The sequence below is a fragment of the Mycolicibacterium rutilum genome (assembly GCF_900108565.1).
Taxonomy (GTDB): domain Bacteria; phylum Actinomycetota; class Actinomycetes; order Mycobacteriales; family Mycobacteriaceae; genus Mycobacterium; species Mycobacterium rutilum.
Genome location: NZ_LT629971.1, coordinates 5,453,264 through 5,469,317 on the forward strand (window position 1 = coordinate 5,453,264; position 16,054 = coordinate 5,469,317).

Here is a 16,054-nt window from a genome sequence, read left to right on the forward strand (position 1 = left end):
GGGGTTACTCGTCGTTTTGGCTCTTGCGCCAACGGATCCCGGCCTCGAGGAAGCCGTCGATGTCGCCGTCGAGCACCGCGGCCGGGTTGCCGACCTCGTACTCGGTGCGGAGATCCTTGACCATCTGGTACGGGTGCAGCACATAGGACCGCATCTGGTTACCCCACGAGCTGCCGCCGTCGCCCTTGAGCGCGTCCATCTCGGCGCGCTCCTCCAGGCGCTTGCGCTCCAACAGTTTTGCCTGCAACACCCGCATCGCCGACACCTTGTTCTGCAGCTGCGACTTCTCGTTCTGGCAGGTCACCACGATGCCGGTCGGGATGTGGGTCAGCCGCACCGCGGAGTCGGTGGTGTTGACCGACTGCCCGCCTGGCCCGCTGGACCGGTAAACGTCAACGCGCACATCGCTTTCCGGGATGTCGATGTGGTCGGTGGTGTCGACCACGGGCAGCACCTCGACATCGGCGAATGACGTCTGGCGGCGGCTCTGGTTGTCGAACGGGCTGATGCGCACCAGCCGGTGGGTGCCCTGCTCGACCGACAGGGTCCCGTACGCGAACGGGGCGTGCACGGCGAACGTCGCGCTCTTGATGCCCGCCTCCTCGGCGTAGGAGGTGTCGAACACCTCGACCGGGTAGTCGTGCTGCTCGGCCCAGCGGATGTACATCCGCATCAGCATCTCGGCCCAGTCCGCGGCGTCGACGCCGCCCGCGCCCGAGCGGATGGTGACGACGGCCTCGCGCTCGTCGTACTCGCCGGACAGCAGCGTGCGCACTTCCATCGCCTCGATGTCCTCGCGCAGCTTGGTCAGCTCTGCGTCGGCCTCGCCCTTGGCCTCGGTGGCGGCCGCGCCCTCCTCCTCGTCGGCGAGCTCGTAGAGCACCGGCAGGTCGTCGAGGCGCCGGCGCAGGTCCTCGACGCGGCGCAGCTCGTTCTGGGCGTGCGACAGGTCGCTGGTCACCTTCTGGGCGCGCGTCTGGTCGTCCCAGAGGTTCGGGTCGGACGCCTCGTGCTCGAGCTTTTCGATGCGGCTGCGAAGACCCTCGATGTCGAGCACCCGCTCCACCGTCGTGAGGGTGGAGTCGAGGGCGGCGAGGTCGGCTTGACGATCAGGATCCACGGGAGTTCAGGTTACCTGGGGCGACACCCGGGCCGGTTCTCGCTGACAACCCGCGACGAACCAGGGAACCGATCTAGCATCGGGTGGGTAACCAGCCCGGGCCGCGACGCGACAGCCCCTTGCGCGCGACCGGGCAGCGACAGAAGGCTGTAAATGCGCCCATACCATGTGGCGATCGTCGGCTCCGGACCCTCGGGTTACTTCGCCGCGTCGTCGTTGCTCAAGTTCGCCGACTCCGCCGAGGACATCGACGTGCGCGTCGACATGATCGAGATGCTGCCCACTCCGTGGGGGCTGGTGCGCTCCGGTGTCGCGCCGGACCATCCGAAGATCAAGTCGATCAGCGCGCAGTTCGAGAAGACCGCGCTCGATCCGCGGTTCCGGTTCTTCGGCAACGTCGCGGTCGGCGAGCACGTGCAGCCGGCCGAGCTGGCCGAGCGCTATCACGCGGTGATCTACGCCGTCGGCGCCCAGTCGGACCGGGCGCTGGGCATCCCGGGTGAGGATCTGCCGGGCAGCGTCGCCGCCGTCGACTTCGTCGGCTGGTACAACGCGCACCCGCACTTCGAGGAGATGACGCCCGACATCTCGAGCGGACGCGCGGTGGTCATCGGCAACGGCAACGTCGCGCTCGACGTGGCCAGGATCCTGGTCACCGACCCCGATGCGCTCGCCGCCACCGACATCGCCGACCACGCGCTGGAGTCGCTGCACGACCGCGGTGTGGAGGAGGTTCTGGTCATCGGCAGGCGCGGGCCGCTGCAGGCGCCGTTCACCACGCTGGAGCTGCGTGAGCTCGGCCATCTCGAAGGGCTCGGCGACGTCGACGTGATCGTCGACCCCGCCGATTTCGCCGGCATCACCGACGCCGACCTCGACGCTGCGGGCAAGACCGTGCGCAACAACGTCAAGGTGCTGCGCGGTTACGCCGAGACGACGCCGAAGAACGCCAAGCGGCGCATCGTGTTCCGGTTCCGCACCTCGCCGATCGAGATCAAGGGCGACGGCCGGGTGGAGTCGATCGTGCTGGGCCGCAACGAGCTGGTCGAGGAGAACGGCCGCATCGTGGCCAGGGACACCGGCGAGCGTGAGGAAGTGCCCGCGCAGCTGGTGGTCCGCGCGGTCGGCTACCGCGGCGTGCCGACGCCGGGCCTGCCGTTCGACGAGCGCAGCGGCACGATCCCGCACACCGCCGGGCGCGTCGAGGGCAGCCGCAACGAGTACGTCGTCGGCTGGATCAAGCGCGGCCCCACCGGAGTCATCGGCAGCAACAAGAGCGACTCGCAGGAGACCGTCGACACGCTGATCGCCGACCTGTCCGGCGCGCAGCTGTTCGACTTCGACGAGGACCATTCCGAGCAGCTGGCGCGGTGGCTGGTCGAGCGGCAGCCGAAGGTCGTCACCGACGACCACTGGCGGTTGATCGACGAGTACGAGCGCTCAGCCGGCGAACCGCACGGCCGGCCGCGGGTGAAGTTGACCAGCGTCGCCGAACTGCTGCGGATCGGGCACGGTTAAGGCGCGGGCGGAGGCGGCGGAGGTTCCTGCGGCAGCTCCTGCGGCGCGAACCGCCAGTTGTCCGGGTTCTTCGGCGAGTAGACGACCGGGAACAGCTGGCCCATCGTCGGCCAGTCGTTCACGTCGACCTCGAGGCGCTGGTACACGACGTGCTCGGTGACCGTCGGGCCGTTGATGACGCCCGTGATCGTCACGTACTGCGGCCCGGTGACGTCGGTCGGTCGCGGGCTGACGCCGGTGACCAGCAGTTGTCCCGCCGGCCAGTCGGGCGGGGTGCCGCGGCGTCGCATCAGCATCGGTCGCGCCAGCAGCACCAGCGCGCCGACCAGCAGCAGGATCACCGCGAATTCGAACACCCCCACATGGTAGGACCACAGGCATGGATCGCCCCGAGGATGACCTGACGTTGGCGCTCGCGTTGGCCGACGAGGCCGACGCGCAGACCACCGCCCGATTCGGCGCGGTCGACCTCGTCGTCGAGACCAAACCCGACATGACACCGGCCACCGACGCCGACCTCGAGGTGGAGGCGATGATCCGGCGCCGGCTCGCGTCGGCCCGGCCCGAGGACTCGGTGTTCGGCGAAGAGTTCGGCGGCACCCGGGAATTCGTCGGCAGGCAGTGGGTCGTCGACCCGATCGACGGGACCAAGAACTTCGTGCGCGGGGTGCCGGTGTGGGCGACGCTGATCGCGCTGCTGCACGACGGGGTGCCGGCGCTCGGTGTGGTCAGCGCGCCCGCGCTGCAGCGACGGTGGTGGGCGGTCTCCGGGCAGGGCGCGTTCGCCCAGGTGACCGGACAACCCGAACGACGGGTCTCGGTGTCGAAGGTCGACGATCTCGGGTCGGCGAGCCTGGCGTTCTCGAGCCTGTCCGGGTGGGCGCAGCGCGGGATCCGCGACCGCTTCGTCGCGCTCACCGACGAGGTGTGGCGCGTGCGCGGATACGGCGACTTCTACAACTACTGCCTGGTCGCCGAGGGCGCCGTCGACATCGCGCTGGAACCCGAGGTGTCGACGTGGGACCTGGCGCCGCTGGACGTGCTGGTGCGCGAGGCCGGCGGCCGCTTCACCAACCTCGCCGGCGAACCCGGCCCGCACGGCGGCAGCGCGGTGGCCACCAACGGCCTGCTGCACGAGGCGGTGTTGACGCGGCTGCGCTGACCGCCGCGCAGGGACCTTACTCACGAGTCAGTTCTGGTACCTTACTCTGGAGTCAGTTCGACGGGCTCGGACATCCACCACAAAGCGAGGCAGCCGACATGACCAACACCCTGCCGTCGAAGAACGGGTCGAAACCGAAGCGGCGCGGCGGTAAAGAAAGCGCCGTGGGCCTGCAGAAACACCGGCGCACCGCGACCGACCTGGGCCTGGCGCTCGTCACCCCGCTGGTCGGCCAGGAGTTCCTGGATCGCTACAACCTGCGCGACCCGCTCAACCGCGGGCTCAAGTACGGCGTCAAGCAGGCGTTCTCGGTCGCCGGCGCCGCGGGCCGCCAGTTCAAGCGCGTCTCGGGCAGCCAGAGCAGTCCCACGCGGCTCAAGACCAGCGGCTCGGACTACTTCGACCTCACCCCCGACGACGAACAACAGATGATCGTCGACACGGTCGCCGAGTTCGCCGCGGAAGTCATCCGGCCGGGCGCGCGGGAGGCCGACGAGGCCGCGGCCTACCCCGCCGACCTCGTCGCCAAAGCCTCCGAACTCGGCATCACCGCGATCAACGTGCCCGAGGACTTCGACGGCATCGCGGCGCACCGCGCGGCGGTCACCAATGTGCTGGTCGCCGAGGCGCTGGCCTACGGCGACATGGGGCTGGCGCTGCCGATCCTGGCCCCGGCGGGTGTCGCGTCGGCGCTCACCCACTGGGGCAGCGCCGATCAGCAGGCCACCTATCTCACGGAGTTCGCCGGCGAGAACGTCCCGCAGGCCTGCGTGGCGATCGCCGAGCCGCGGCCGCTGTTCGATCCGACCGCGTTGAAGACGACGGCCGTGCGGACCCCCAGCGGCTACCGCATCGACGGCGTGAAGTCGCTGGTGCCGGCCGCCGCCGACGCCGAATTGTTCATCGTCGCAGCGCAACTCAACGGCAAGCCGGCGTTGTTCATCGTCGAGTCGTCGTCGCAGGGCGTCAGCGTCATCGCCGATCCCGGCATGGGCATCCGCGCCGCGGCCCTGGGCCAGGTGACCTTCGACAGCGTGACCGTGCCGCTGTCGGCGCGCCTCGGCGAGGACGAAGCGACCGACGAGGACTACTCCGAGGCGATCGCGCTGTCACGGCTGGGCTGGGCGGCGCTGGCCGTCGGCACGTCGCACGCGGTGCTCGACTACGTCGTGCCCTACGTCAAGGAACGCCAGGCGTTCGGTGAGCCGATCGCGCATCGGCAGGCGGTCGCGTTCATGTGCGCCAACATGGCCATCGAGTTCGACGGGTTGCGGCTGATCACCTGGCGGGGCGCGTCGCGCGCCGACCAGGGCCTGTCGTTCACCCGCGAGGCGGCGCTGGCCAAACGGCTGGGCGCCGACAAGGGCATGCAGATCGGCCTGGACGGCGTGCAGCTGCTCGGCGGCCACGGCTACACCAAGGAACACCCGGTTGAACGCTGGTATCGCGATCTTCGCGCGATCGGCGTCGCCGAGGGTGTTGTAGTTATTTGAGCCGTCATTCCTCAGAATCCGAAAGTCGAACCATGGCAATCAATCTGGAACTCCCCCGCAAGCTCGAAGCGGTGATCGAGAAGGCGCATCAGGGCGCGGCGGAGATGCTGCGGCCGATCTCCCGCAAGTGGGACCTGCGCGAGCACGAGTACCCGGTCGAACTCGACACGCTGGCCACCCTGTTCGAAGGCATCCAGGGCGCCAAGACGGTCGCGTTCGCCGGCGCCGAGGCGTTCGCCGGTGGCGACTCGCCCAAGGACACCAACCACAACGGCGCGAACATGTCGGCCGTGCTCAACGTGATGGAAATCAGTTGGGGCGACGTCGCTCTCATGCTGTCGGTGCCGCGCCAGGGGCTCGGCAACGCCGCGATCTCCAGCGTCGCCACCCCCGAACAGCTGGAGCGCCTGGGCAAGGACATGTGGGCCGCGATGGCCATCACCGAGCCCGGGTTCGGCTCGGACTCGGCGGCGGTGTCGACGACGGCCAAACTCGACGGTGACGAGTACGTCATCAACGGCGAGAAGATCTTCGTCACCGCCGGATCGCGCGCCACACACATCGTGGTGTGGGCGACGCTGGACAAGTCGTTGGGCCGGGCGGCGATCAAGTCGTTCATCGTGCCGCGCGAGCATCCCGGCGTGACGGTCGAGCGCCTCGAGGACAAGCTCGGCATCAAGGCCTCCGACACCGCGGTGATCCGCCTCGACAACGTCCGCATCCCGAAGGACAACCTGCTCGGCAGCCCAGAGATCCAGGTGGAGAAGGGTTTTGCCGGGGTCATGGAAACCTTCGACAACACCCGCCCGGTGGTCGCCGCGATGGCCGTCGGCATCGCCCGCGCCGCGCTCGAAGAGGTCCGCAAGATCCTCACCGAGGCCGGCATCGAGATCTCCTACGACAAACCCTCGCACGCCCAGAGCGCGCCTGCCGCGGAGTTCCTGCGCATGGAATCCGATTGGGAGGCGGCTTATCTGCTGATGGTGCGCTCGGCGTGGCAGGCCGACAACGCGATTCCGAACTCGAAGGAAGCGTCGATGGGCAAGGCCAAGGCCGGCCGCGTCGCCAGCGACATCACGCTCAAGGCCGTCGAACTGGCCGGCACCGTCGGCTACTCGGAGACGACGCTGCTCGAGAAGTGGGCCCGCGACAGCAAGATCCTCGACATCTTCGAGGGCACCCAGCAGATCCAGCTGCTGGTGGTGGCCCGTCGGCTGCTCGGCCTGTCGTCGGCCGAACTCAAATAGGGCTCGGGTTCTCCGCCGTTTGTGAATCTGACGACGGAAAGCGCCGAAAATGCGTCGCTAGATTCACAAACGGGCCAAGCACCACGCGAAAGTCCCCGGACGCAGGTGGCGTCCGGGGACTTTCGCGGTTCCGGTTACGAACCCAGGTGCGAGATGAGGTCCGGCTTCATCTCCTGAAGCTGCTGGCCCCAGTACTCCCAGCTGTGCGTGCCGTACGGCGGGAAGTTGAACACGCCGTTCTGTCCGCCCGCGGCGATGTAGTTGTCGCGGAACGTGACGTTGGTGCGGATCGTCAAGCCCTCGAGGAACTCGGCGGGCAGGTTCGCGCCACCCAGTTCGTTGGGCTTGCCGTTGCCGCAGTAGACCCACAGCCGGGTGCCGTTGGACACCAGCGTCGGGATCTGCAGCATCGGGTCGTTGCGCTTCCACGCGCTGTTCGGGTCCTCGGTCGGGCCCCACATGTCGTTGGCCTTGTAGCCGCCGGCGTCACCCATCGCCATGTTGATCAGGAACGGCCAGCTGCCCTCCGACGGATTCAGGAACGCCGAGAGCGCACCGGCGTAGATGAACTGGTCGGGGTGATAGGCCGCCAGGATCATCGCCGAGTTGCCCGACATCGACAGCCCCACCGCGGCGTTGCCCTGGGTCGACACGCCCCGGTTCGCGGCGAGCCACTGCGGCAGCTCGCTGGTCAGGAACGTCTCCCACTTGTAGGTCTGGCAGCCCGCCTTGCCGCAGGCCGGCGCGTACCAGTCCGAGTAGAAGCTGGACTGACCGCCGACCGGCATGATCAGCGACAGCGGCGAGTCGAAGTACCACTCGAAGGCCTGCGTCTCGAGGTCCCAGCCGTTGTAGTCGTCGCGGGCGCGCAGGCCGTCCAGCAGATACACGGCCTTGGAGCCGGTGCCCTTCTGAAACTGCACCTTGATGTCGCGGCCCATAGAGGGCGACGGCACCATCAGGTACTCGACCGGCAGGCCGGGCCGGGAGAACGCCCCCGCTGTCGCTGTCTGCCCGGCGATACTCACCACACCCGGCAGCAAGGCCGCCGCGACGGCAGCCACCGCGAAGCGTCGCGCCCACGGGCCACGAATCTTGTCAATCAAGCTCATACTGCAATTCCATCCATCTTCCGGTTGCCTACTGACCAGGCCGTTCCGTCCCACGATCGAGCGATCGCCATCGACACCGCAGCACGTTTTTCGCTGCGCTGTCATGCCCGCTCGACTGACCCGGGGCCGTCGAGCGGACCGAGAAAATTTCAGTTGTCGCGTGTGCAGTAAAACACGATGACCAGCGCGGGATAAACCCAACAGGCCCCAATGCCCGAGGATCGACGCGAAACAGAAACTGACGGAACCGTCGAACCGCGCCTGGTCGGGCCCGCTTCTCCGGCCTTAGGCTGCCGGTCATGGCGAACGCCCGCGGGTCCCGGCTGAGCGCCGACGATTGGATCACCGCCGGGTACGACATCCTCGCCGAGGACGGCGTCAAGGGCCTCAAACTCGAGCCGCTGTGTGCCCGCGCCGGGGCGACCAAGGGCAGCTTCTACTGGCATTTCACCGACATGGCCGCATACCGCACGGCGCTGGTCGAAGCCTGGGGCGAACTGCGCGACGAGGACCGCAGCCACTTCGCCGGGCTACGTGAACTGCCGCCACGCGAGCGGTTGTCGCGAATGATGGAAGCACTGGTCGACGCGCGGCACTGGCGCCTCGAGCGCGCGATGCGCGAGTGGGCGCGCACCGACGACGCGGTGGCGGCCGGGGTGCGCGCCTCCGACGCCCGGGTGGTCGACGCGGTGCGGCAGGCGTTCGTCGACGACGGGTTCGACCCCGACGACGCCGATGTCCGCGCGAACGCCACCTTCGCGGCCGGGATCGGGTTCCTGCACCTGTCCGGAGCCCGGCCGAGCCGCGCGGCGGCCGCGCGACGCGAACGGTTCCTCGACATCATGCTCACGCACTGACAGCGCCGTTCCATACAAAAAAGTATGTTAGCGTCCGGGGCATGACCGTCTCCACTGTCGACGCCGACTTCGTCAGCCGGCTGGCGGACCGGGCGCTGGAGGCCGAACGGCTGCGCCAACTGCCCCCGGCGACGGTCGAGGAGTTCACCGCGTCGGGACTGTCCGATCTGCTGGTGCCTGCCCGGTTCGGCGGCCGGCAGGCGCCGTTTCCCGCGATCCTCGACCCGGTGCGGCGGATGGCCCACGGGTGCGCCTCGAGCGCCTGGACGATCGGCTTTCTCGTCCTGCACAACTGGATGGTCGCGCTGTTCGGCGAGCAGGCCCAGCAGGAGGCGTTCGCGACGCGCCCGTTCCTGGCGCCCGCCCCGTTGGCGCCGACGGGCCGCGGCGTGCCCGTCGACGGCGGCATCCGGCTCACCGGCCGCTGGTCGTGGGCCACCGGCGTGATGCACGGGAACTGGATCATGGTCGGTGCCCTGTGCGGTCCCGACGACGACCTGACCGCGATCTGGCCCGCGCTCGCGCTGCTGCCGATCACCGACGTGGTCATCGAGGACGTCTGGCACACCGACGGCATGCGCGCCACCGGATCCAACGACGTCGTCATCACCGATGCGTTCGTGCCCGAGCACCGGTTGGTTCGGGTGGGCGACATCTACGCCGGCAGCGCCCCCGGCGCGCAACTGCACGACGCCGACACCTATCGCTGGCCGATGGTGCCGGCCGTGGCGCTGCTGGCCGCGATGCCGGCACTGGGCAGCGCCGAACGCGCCGCCGAGATCTACGCCGAGCGGCTGGCGGGCCGCGTGCTGGCCTACGAAGGCCTCACGCAGAAGGACAAACCCCTCGCCCAGGCCCGGCTCGGCGAGGCCGATGTCCGGCTGCGTACCCTGCGCGGCCTGCTGGCCGACACCGTCGGCGAGATCGAAACCGCCGTCGCCGCAGGTGAATCGGTGCCGCGGCCGGTGCGCGCTGCGGCGCGGATGTCCGCCGCGCACATCGTCCACGAGTCGCGCGCCGTGATCGGCTTGCTACTCGAGGCGTCGGGCGCCAGCGCGCACTTCGTCGACAATCCACTGCAGCGCATCAAACGCGATGTCGACGTGATCGCCGGCCACGTCGTGTTCGATTACGACACCGGCCGCGAACTCGCCGGGGCGTTGAAGCTCGGGATGAAAGTGCCGCGGACCGCGATGGTGTAGGAGATTCTCAATGAAGTTGTCAAGCCGCCGCGGCGTTAGGGGCGGTGGGTTGATAGGTCCTGTGGTCGCGCAGCATGGCCCACAGGACGTTGAGGCGTCGGCGGGCCAGTGCGAGGACGGCTTGAGTGTGGGTTTTGCCTTCGGATCTTTTGCGGTCGTAGTAGGTGCGCGAGGCGGCGTCAGTGCGGATGGCTATCTGGGCGGACAGGTAACAGGCGCGCAGCAGGCGGCGGTCGTAGCGGCGGGGGCGTTTGAGGTTGCCGCTGATGCGGCCAGAATCTCGCGGCACTGGGGCCAGCCCGGAGACGCCGGCGAGGCGGTCGGCGGAATCGAAGGCATTCATGTCGCCGCCGGTGGCGGCGATGAACTCGGCGCCGAGCACGACGCCGAAGCCGGGCATGCTCAGGATGATTTCGGCGTGGCGGTGGCGGCGAAATCGGTCCTCGATCATCGTCTCGGTCGCGCCGATTTCGGTGTCGAGGGTCATCACCTCCTTGGCCAGGCGAGCGACCATGGTGGCGGCGAGGTCTTGGCCGGGCACGATGGTGTGTTGGGCGTTGGCCGCCTCGATAGCTTTGGCTGCGACAGCAGAGGCGTTGCGGGCCTTGTGTTTAGCCAGCCAGGCTGTCAGGCGGGCGGCACCGGCGCGGCGCAGCCCGTCGGGAGTTTGGTAGCCGGTGAGCAGGATGAGCGCGGCCTTGCTGGTGCTGTAGTCGAAGGCGCGTTCCAAGGCGGGGAAGTATTCCAGCAGCTGGGCGCGCAGCCGGTTGATCGCCCGGGTGCGATCGGCGACCAGATCGGTGCGTCCAGCGGTCAGGATGCGCAGCTCGACTGCGAGCTCATCGCCGGACCGCAGCGGTTGCAGGTCGCGGCGCATCCGGGCCTGATCGGCAATGATCGCGGCGTCTTTGGCATCGGTTTTGCCGTCGCCGCGGTAGCCGGACGAGGCGTGGTAAACAGTGCGGCCAGAAATGTAGAGCAGCCGCTGCTGGGAAGCGATGAGCAAGGTAATCAGCAGCGCGGCACCGCCGGCATTCAGGTCGATCGCCCACGTAACATCACCGCCGTCGGCCAATGCCATAACCTCGTCGATCAATTCGACCAAGACCGCCTCGTCGTTAGCCACCCGTTGCGACAGCAAGCGCTGCCCGTCGGCATCGATAACCACGCAGTAGTGGTCAGACTTTCCAGCGTCGACGCCCGCCCACAGTTGTTGCCCCACAACCACCTCCGCGATCGTTGTTGTTTCTCTCAACCCAGCAGACGACCACGCCGACTTGTCCTTACACAGCGATCGAATCGCATCTCTCAATTAGCGGTCGAGTCGTCGCGGGACGACGGGCGGCCAATCTCCTTCGGCCATGGAACACCGCAAAAACATGAAAGCCATACCCGCCGTCCCTGGGTGATTCAAAGCCTACGGCCGACGGCCCCGAACACCCTGCAAGAAAGGTAAGGAAGAACATGGCCGAGGACCTGCGCGACCGGATCACCAAGCTGTTCCAGAAGAACGTCGCCAACCGGCTGATGCGGGCGCTGCCGTTCCAGACACTGCTGGAGACGACGGGCCGCAAGTCCGGGCAGCCGCGACGCACGCCGCTGGGCGGCAGCCGGGTCGGCGATCAGTTCTGGTTCGTCTCCGAGTTCGGCGAGCGCTCGCACTACATCAAGAACATCCAGGCCGACCCGCGGGTGCGGGTGCGGTTGAACGGCCGGTGGCACACCGGGGCTGCACACCTGATCCACGACGACGACCCCCACGAACGGCTCAAGTCGCTGCCGCAGTTCAACAGCTTCGGCGTGCGCACGTTCGGCACCAATCTCTTGACCGTGCGGGTCGATCTGATCGACTGAGCACTGTTGACCCGCTCCGTAAGTAAAACTAAAGTCAGTTTTAGTTTCTTGCCGTCGTCGTCGAGGGAGTCACCGTGGAGTCATTCGTACACCTGCGCAAGGGCAAGGGGCCGCGGCGGCTGCACGCCGACCTCGACGGGCTCAAAGACGACGAGCTCGGCCGCGGCGGGTTCACCGGCCGCACGGCCAGCTTCTTCCGGCGCAACGACCCCACCGCCTACCGGACCGTGGGACCGCTGCACCCCACCGACGTGCTCTCCTCGGAGCTGAAGCCCAGCGATGCGACCGACGCCCACGGCGGCCCGCTGCTGATGTTCTCCAACGCCGACTGCCTGGTGCTGCTGAGCCGGCGCAGCGAGGAGATGCCGTTCTTCGTCCGCTACGTCGACGGTGATCTGTTGTCGTTCGTGCACAAGGGTTCTGGCCGACTGGAGACCGAGTTTGGCCCGCTGGACTACCGCGAGGGCGACTGGGTCTACATCCCGAAGGCCTGCACGTGGCGGCAGATCCCCGCCCAGGAAACCACGCTGCTGATGATCCAGGCGACCGACGAGTTCCGGGTGCCGCCGGCCGGTTACCTGGGCAGGCACTTCCCGTTCGATCCCGGCCTGGCCGTGGTTCCCGAGCCCGCGCCGATCGACGACGGCTCCGGGCCGACCACCGACGGGGAGTACGAGGTGCGGCTCGTCCATGACGGCGGCCCGACTTCGCTGTTCTATCAACACCATCCGCTCGACGTGGAGGGGTGGCGCGGCGACAACTTCCCGTTCACGTTCAACATCGAGGACTATCACGTCATCACCTCGGAGAGCGTGCACCTGCCCCCGACGGTGCACCTGTTCATGCAGGCCACCGGCGTCTACATCATGAACTTCCTGCCCAGGCCCGCCGAGGGCGTGCCCGGAGTCGAGCGCACCCCGTGGTACCACCGCAACGTCGACTACGACGAGATCGCGTTCTTCCACGCCGGCTCGCTGTACGGCATTCCGATGCCGCCCGGACTGGTCTCGCATGCTCCGCAGGGCGTGCACCACGGCGCACCCGAGAAGGCCCGTGAACGCGCGCGCCGCAAGTTCGACGACTACGACCGGGTGGACTGGTCGGTGATCGCCATCGACACCCGTCGTCGACTGATCCCGTCCGACGAGATCTTGGCCAACGATCTGGGGCAGCACTGACGATGACGAGCACTACTGAGGCACCCGTGAAGTACGAGTACGATCGCATCCCGTATCTCGTTGCCTACCAGAACAATTCGGCGGTCCGCGATGTCTACGGCGGGGTCGCCGAGCTGGTCGTGCTGGAGAGCTATCTGCTGCGGCCGAAGGACCGGCCGAGCGACACCGTGCTGGTGTTCATGCACCCGATCGGCGGCGGCGCGTACCTGCCGATGATCAACGGCTTGGCCAAGGCCGGCCACCACGTCATCTACTGCAACAGCCGGTTCCGCGGCACCGACTCGGCGCTGCTGATGGAAAAGGTCGTCGAGGATCTCGGCGAGTGCATCAAGGACGCCAAGAACCGGCTGGGCTACCAGAAGGTGGTGCTGGCCGGCTGGAGCGGCGGCGGGTCGCTGTCGGTGTTCTATCAGCAGCAGGCTCAGCACCCGACCGTGACGGCGAGCCCGTCCGGTGACGGTCCCGACCTGACCAAGCTGGGGCTGATCCCCGCCGACGGCATGATGCTGCTGGCCGCGCACGTCAGCCGCCACGGCACGATGACCGAGTGGCTCGACGCGTCGATCCTCGACGAGTCCGATCCGACCAAGCGGGACCCGGAGCTGGATCTGTACAACCCGGACAATCCGAACCAGCCGCCGTACACACCGGAGTTCCTCGAGCGGTACCGGCAGGCGCAGATTGACCGCAATCGTCGGATCACCAAGTGGGTCAAGGACAAACTGGCCGAGCTCAAGGCGGCGGGCAGGCCGGACGACGAGTTCGCGTTCGTCGTGCACGGCACCATGGCCGACCCGCGCTGGCTGGACCCGACCGTCGACCCGAACGATCGCAAGCCCGGCACCTGCTACCTCGGCGACCCGCAGGTGGTCAACAACTCCCCCGTCGGCCTGGCGCGGTTCTGCACGCTGCGCAGCTGGCTGTCGCAGTGGAGCTATGACGACGCCAACGGTGACGCGGTCAAGGCCGGCCCCGACATCGCGGTGCCCACGCTGGTGATCGGCAACCTCGCCGACGACGCGTGCACGCCGAGCCACACCCGCCGGCTGTTCGAGGCGATCGGGCATCATGACAAGGAGATGCACGAGATTCCGGGCGCCAACCACTACTACGCGGGCGCCGATCAGCGCGACAAGCTGCGCGCGGCGGTCGGCGTGGTGACCGACTGGCTGCACCGGCACGGGTTCTCGCTATGAGCGTCGCGGGGCCCCTGGACGGTATCCGGGTCATCGAGGTCGGCACGCTGATCTCCGGGCCGTTCGCCGGACGGCTGCTCGGTGACATGGGCGCCGAGGTCGTCAAGATCGAGCCGCCCGGCGCGCCGGACCCGTTGCGCACCTGGGGGCAGGCCGAACTCGACGGGCACCACTTCTTCTGGACGGTGCACGCCCGCAACAAGAAAGCCGTCACGCTGAACCTGCGGACGGAGGCCGGGCGGGCCCTGTTCCTCGACCTCGTCGAGCGCTCCGACATCATCGTCGAGAATTTCCGCCCCGGAACGCTGGAGAAGTGGAACCTCGGCTACGAGGTGCTGCGCGAGCGCAACCGCGGGATCATCCTGGTCCGCGTCTCCGGTTACGGGCAGACGGGTCCGGAGGCGCACAAGGCCGGGTATGCGTCGGTCGCCGAGGCCGCCAGCGGGCTGCGGCACATGAACGGCTTTCCCGGCGGGCCGCCTCCACGACTGGCGCTGTCGCTGGGCGACAGCCTGGCCGGCATGTTCGCCGCGCAGGGGGCGCTGGCGGCGCTCTATCGCCGGTCGGTCACCGGCGAAGGGCAGGTCGTCGACGCCGCACTGACCGAGGCGTGCCTGGCGGTGCAGGAGTCCACGATCCCCGACTACGACGTCGGCGGCGTGGTGCGCGGACCGTCGGGCACCCGATTGGAGGGCATCGCGCCGTCGAACATCTACCGCAGCGCCGACGGCAGCTGGGTGGTGATCGCTGCGAACCAGGACACCGTGTTCCGCCGGTTGTGCGACGCGATGGGCCGTCCCGAGCTGGCGACCGACGACCGGTTCGCCAACCATGTCGCCCGCGGCCGCAACCAGGACGAGCTCGACAAGATCATCGGCGACTGGGCCGCCGAGCGCGGGCCCGACGACATCATCGAAACCCTCTCGGCCGCAGGCGTTATCGCCGGTCCCATCAATACGGTCGCCGAGGTGGTCAAGGACCCGCAACTGCGGGCGCGCGGGATGCTCGTCGAGCACTTCGACGAACGGGTCGACCGCCCCGTGCTGGGCCCCGGCGTCGTGCCGGTGCTGTCGGAGACGCCGGGCACCGTGCGCTCGGCGGGACCCGCCAGGCCCGGCCAGCACAACGACGAGATCTACCGCGGACTGCTCGGCAAGACCGCAGCCGAACTCGAGGCGTGGCAGTCGGAGGGAGTGCTGTGAACGCGTTGCCCGAACATGTGCAGATCCGCGACGTGTCGCTGCGCGACGGGTTGCAGATCGAGGACCCGATCCCGTTGTCGGCCAAGCTCGAACTGCTCGCCGCGATCGCCGCGACCGGGGTGCGCGAGATGGAGGCGACGGCATTCGTCTCGCCGTCGAAGGTGCCCGCGCTGGCCGATGCGCCCGAACTCGCCGCGCACCTGCAGGAGTACCGCGATTCGCACGGCATCGAGTTCTCCGCGCTGGTGGCCAGCCCCAACGGCGCCAAACGTGCGATCGCTGCGGGTCTTTCGTCGATCGAGTACGTCGTGTCGGCAGCCGACGGGCACTGCCGCGCGAACGTCGGCCGCACGTCGGCCGAGGCCACCGCGCTGATCCCGGAGATCACCGCGATCGCCCACGACAGCGGCGCCACCGTCGAGGTGATCGTCGCGACCGCGTGGGACTGCCCGTTCGACGGCCCCACACCGCACCAGCGGGTCGTCGACGTGCTGACCACCGCGGTGCAGGCGTCGGTGGACCGGCTGGCGATCGCCGACACAATCGGCACCACGACACCGCGGCGGGTCACCGAAACCGTTGCCGCGCTGTGGCCGCTGATCGGCGACATCCCGCTCGGGGCGCATTTTCACAACACCCGCGGCGCGGGACTGGCCAGCGCCTACGCCGCGGTCAGCGCTGGGGTGACGCGGTTGGACGCGTCGGTCGGCGGCCTCGGCGGTTGCCCGTTCGCGCCGGGCGCCAGCGGGAACGTCGCCACCGAGGATCTGGTGTACCTGTTGCGCGACAGCGGAATCGGCGTCGACGTCGATCTGGCGGCGGCGATCGACGCGGCCGCCGTGGCGCAGCGTTTGGTCGGTCACGACCTGCCGAGCGCGCTGCTGCGCGCGGGTGACCGGATCCTGGGCTGAGC

15 protein-coding genes are annotated in these 16,054 nt (G+C 68.4%); 11 read left to right on the plus strand and 4 right to left on the minus strand.

Annotation, left to right across the window (positions count from 1 at the left end; translation table 11 throughout):
- Positions 1-4 precede the first annotated feature (4 nt).
- Positions 5-1,120 (minus strand): peptide chain release factor 2, encoded by a 1,116-nt coding sequence (prfB, locus tag BLW81_RS26570; RefSeq protein WP_083409786.1) that lies wholly within the window; start codon positions 1,118-1,120, stop codon positions 5-7.
- Between the two features lie 153 nt (positions 1,121-1,273).
- Between prfB and BLW81_RS26575 the strand changes: the two genes are divergently transcribed.
- Entirely contained in the window at positions 1,274-2,638 is a 1,365-nt protein-coding gene (locus BLW81_RS26575) for an FAD-dependent oxidoreductase (RefSeq protein WP_083409787.1), read from the plus strand.
- On the opposite strand, the gene BLW81_RS26580 is transcribed toward BLW81_RS26575, so the two are convergent.
- A complete protein-coding gene (locus BLW81_RS26580; protein WP_083410840.1) occupies positions 2,635-2,994 on the minus strand; it encodes a hypothetical protein in 360 nt (119 codons plus the stop codon). The two genes, BLW81_RS26575 and BLW81_RS26580, sit on opposite strands and share 4 nt — an antisense overlap.
- Before the next feature lie 23 nt (positions 2,995-3,017).
- On the opposite strand from BLW81_RS26580, the gene hisN reads away from it, so the two are divergent.
- The 3 genes from hisN to BLW81_RS26595 all read left to right on the plus strand — a co-directional run bounded on the left by hisN (position 3,018) and on the right by BLW81_RS26595 (position 6,540).
- The gene (gene hisN, locus BLW81_RS26585; RefSeq protein WP_083409788.1) at positions 3,018-3,800 is read left to right on the plus strand and encodes a histidinol-phosphatase; all 783 of its coding nucleotides are present in this window, start codon (positions 3,018-3,020) and stop codon (positions 3,798-3,800) included.
- Positions 3,801-3,898: 98 nt separating this feature from the next.
- Complete coding sequence (locus BLW81_RS26590) at positions 3,899-5,293, plus strand: acyl-CoA dehydrogenase family protein (RefSeq protein WP_083409789.1); 1,395 nt, start codon at positions 3,899-3,901, stop codon at positions 5,291-5,293.
- 32 nt (positions 5,294-5,325) lie between these two features.
- Positions 5,326-6,540, plus strand: coding sequence for an acyl-CoA dehydrogenase family protein (locus tag BLW81_RS26595; protein WP_083409790.1), 1,215 nt, complete (start codon positions 5,326-5,328; stop codon positions 6,538-6,540).
- Between the two features lie 134 nt (positions 6,541-6,674).
- On the opposite strand, the gene BLW81_RS26600 is transcribed toward BLW81_RS26595, so the two are convergent.
- The gene (locus tag BLW81_RS26600; RefSeq protein ID WP_083409791.1) at positions 6,675-7,652 is read right to left on the minus strand and encodes an esterase family protein; all 978 of its coding nucleotides are present in this window, start codon (positions 7,650-7,652) and stop codon (positions 6,675-6,677) included.
- A gap of 299 nt (positions 7,653-7,951) precedes the next feature.
- On the opposite strand from BLW81_RS26600, the gene BLW81_RS26605 reads away from it, so the two are divergent.
- Complete coding sequence (locus BLW81_RS26605; protein ID WP_083409792.1) at positions 7,952-8,509, plus strand: TetR/AcrR family transcriptional regulator; 558 nt, start codon at positions 7,952-7,954, stop codon at positions 8,507-8,509.
- Between the two features lie 41 nt (positions 8,510-8,550).
- Complete coding sequence (locus BLW81_RS26610) at positions 8,551-9,711, plus strand: acyl-CoA dehydrogenase family protein (RefSeq protein WP_083409793.1); 1,161 nt, start codon at positions 8,551-8,553, stop codon at positions 9,709-9,711.
- Between the two features lie 19 nt (positions 9,712-9,730).
- On the opposite strand, the gene BLW81_RS26615 is transcribed toward BLW81_RS26610, so the two are convergent.
- The gene (locus BLW81_RS26615; RefSeq protein ID WP_083409794.1) at positions 9,731-10,966 is read right to left on the minus strand and encodes an IS110 family RNA-guided transposase; all 1,236 of its coding nucleotides are present in this window, start codon (positions 10,964-10,966) and stop codon (positions 9,731-9,733) included.
- 209 nt (positions 10,967-11,175) lie between these two features.
- Here BLW81_RS26615 and BLW81_RS26620 point away from each other — a divergent pair, with 209 nt between their 5' ends.
- The 5 genes from BLW81_RS26620 (at position 11,176) to BLW81_RS26640 (ending at position 16,052) form a co-directional block, all read left to right on the plus strand.
- Positions 11,176-11,565, plus strand: coding sequence for a nitroreductase/quinone reductase family protein (locus BLW81_RS26620; RefSeq protein WP_083409795.1), 390 nt, complete (start codon positions 11,176-11,178; stop codon positions 11,563-11,565).
- Between the two features lie 74 nt (positions 11,566-11,639).
- Positions 11,640-12,743, plus strand: a complete 1,104-nt coding sequence (locus tag BLW81_RS26625) for a homogentisate 1,2-dioxygenase (protein ID WP_083409796.1) — start codon at positions 11,640-11,642, stop codon at positions 12,741-12,743.
- A 2-nt stretch (positions 12,744-12,745) separates the two neighbouring features.
- The gene (locus tag BLW81_RS26630) at positions 12,746-13,939 is read left to right on the plus strand and encodes an alpha/beta hydrolase family protein (protein WP_083409797.1); all 1,194 of its coding nucleotides are present in this window, start codon (positions 12,746-12,748) and stop codon (positions 13,937-13,939) included.
- Positions 13,936-15,141: a CaiB/BaiF CoA transferase family protein gene (locus BLW81_RS26635; RefSeq protein WP_083409798.1), complete on the plus strand. Its 1,206-nt coding sequence runs from the start codon at positions 13,936-13,938 to the stop codon at positions 15,139-15,141. Before BLW81_RS26630 ends, BLW81_RS26635 begins: the two co-directional genes overlap by 4 nt.
- Positions 15,138-16,052, plus strand: coding sequence for a hydroxymethylglutaryl-CoA lyase (locus BLW81_RS26640; RefSeq protein WP_083409799.1), 915 nt, complete (start codon positions 15,138-15,140; stop codon positions 16,050-16,052). Before BLW81_RS26635 ends, BLW81_RS26640 begins: the two co-directional genes overlap by 4 nt.
- The last annotated feature ends 2 nt before the right edge of the window (positions 16,053-16,054 follow it).

Coding starts and splice junctions, on each gene's coding strand:
- hisN (WP_083409788.1), top strand. CDS start 3,018: ATGGATCGCCCCGAGGATGACCTGACGTTGGCGCTCGCGTTGGCCGAC.
- BLW81_RS26575 (WP_083409787.1), top strand. CDS start 1,274: ATGCGCCCATACCATGTGGCGATCGTCGGCTCCGGACCCTCGGGTTAC.
- BLW81_RS26620 (WP_083409795.1), top strand. CDS start 11,176: ATGGCCGAGGACCTGCGCGACCGGATCACCAAGCTGTTCCAGAAGAAC.
- BLW81_RS26600 (WP_083409791.1), bottom strand. CDS start 7,652: ATGAGCTTGATTGACAAGATTCGTGGCCCGTGGGCGCGACGCTTCGCG.
- BLW81_RS26635 (WP_083409798.1), top strand. CDS start 13,936: ATGAGCGTCGCGGGGCCCCTGGACGGTATCCGGGTCATCGAGGTCGGC.
- BLW81_RS26610 (WP_083409793.1), top strand. CDS start 8,551: ATGACCGTCTCCACTGTCGACGCCGACTTCGTCAGCCGGCTGGCGGAC.
- BLW81_RS26595 (WP_083409790.1), top strand. CDS start 5,326: ATGGCAATCAATCTGGAACTCCCCCGCAAGCTCGAAGCGGTGATCGAG.
- BLW81_RS26630 (WP_083409797.1), top strand. CDS start 12,746: ATGACGAGCACTACTGAGGCACCCGTGAAGTACGAGTACGATCGCATC.
- BLW81_RS26605 (WP_083409792.1), top strand. CDS start 7,952: ATGGCGAACGCCCGCGGGTCCCGGCTGAGCGCCGACGATTGGATCACC.
- BLW81_RS26590 (WP_083409789.1), top strand. CDS start 3,899: ATGACCAACACCCTGCCGTCGAAGAACGGGTCGAAACCGAAGCGGCGC.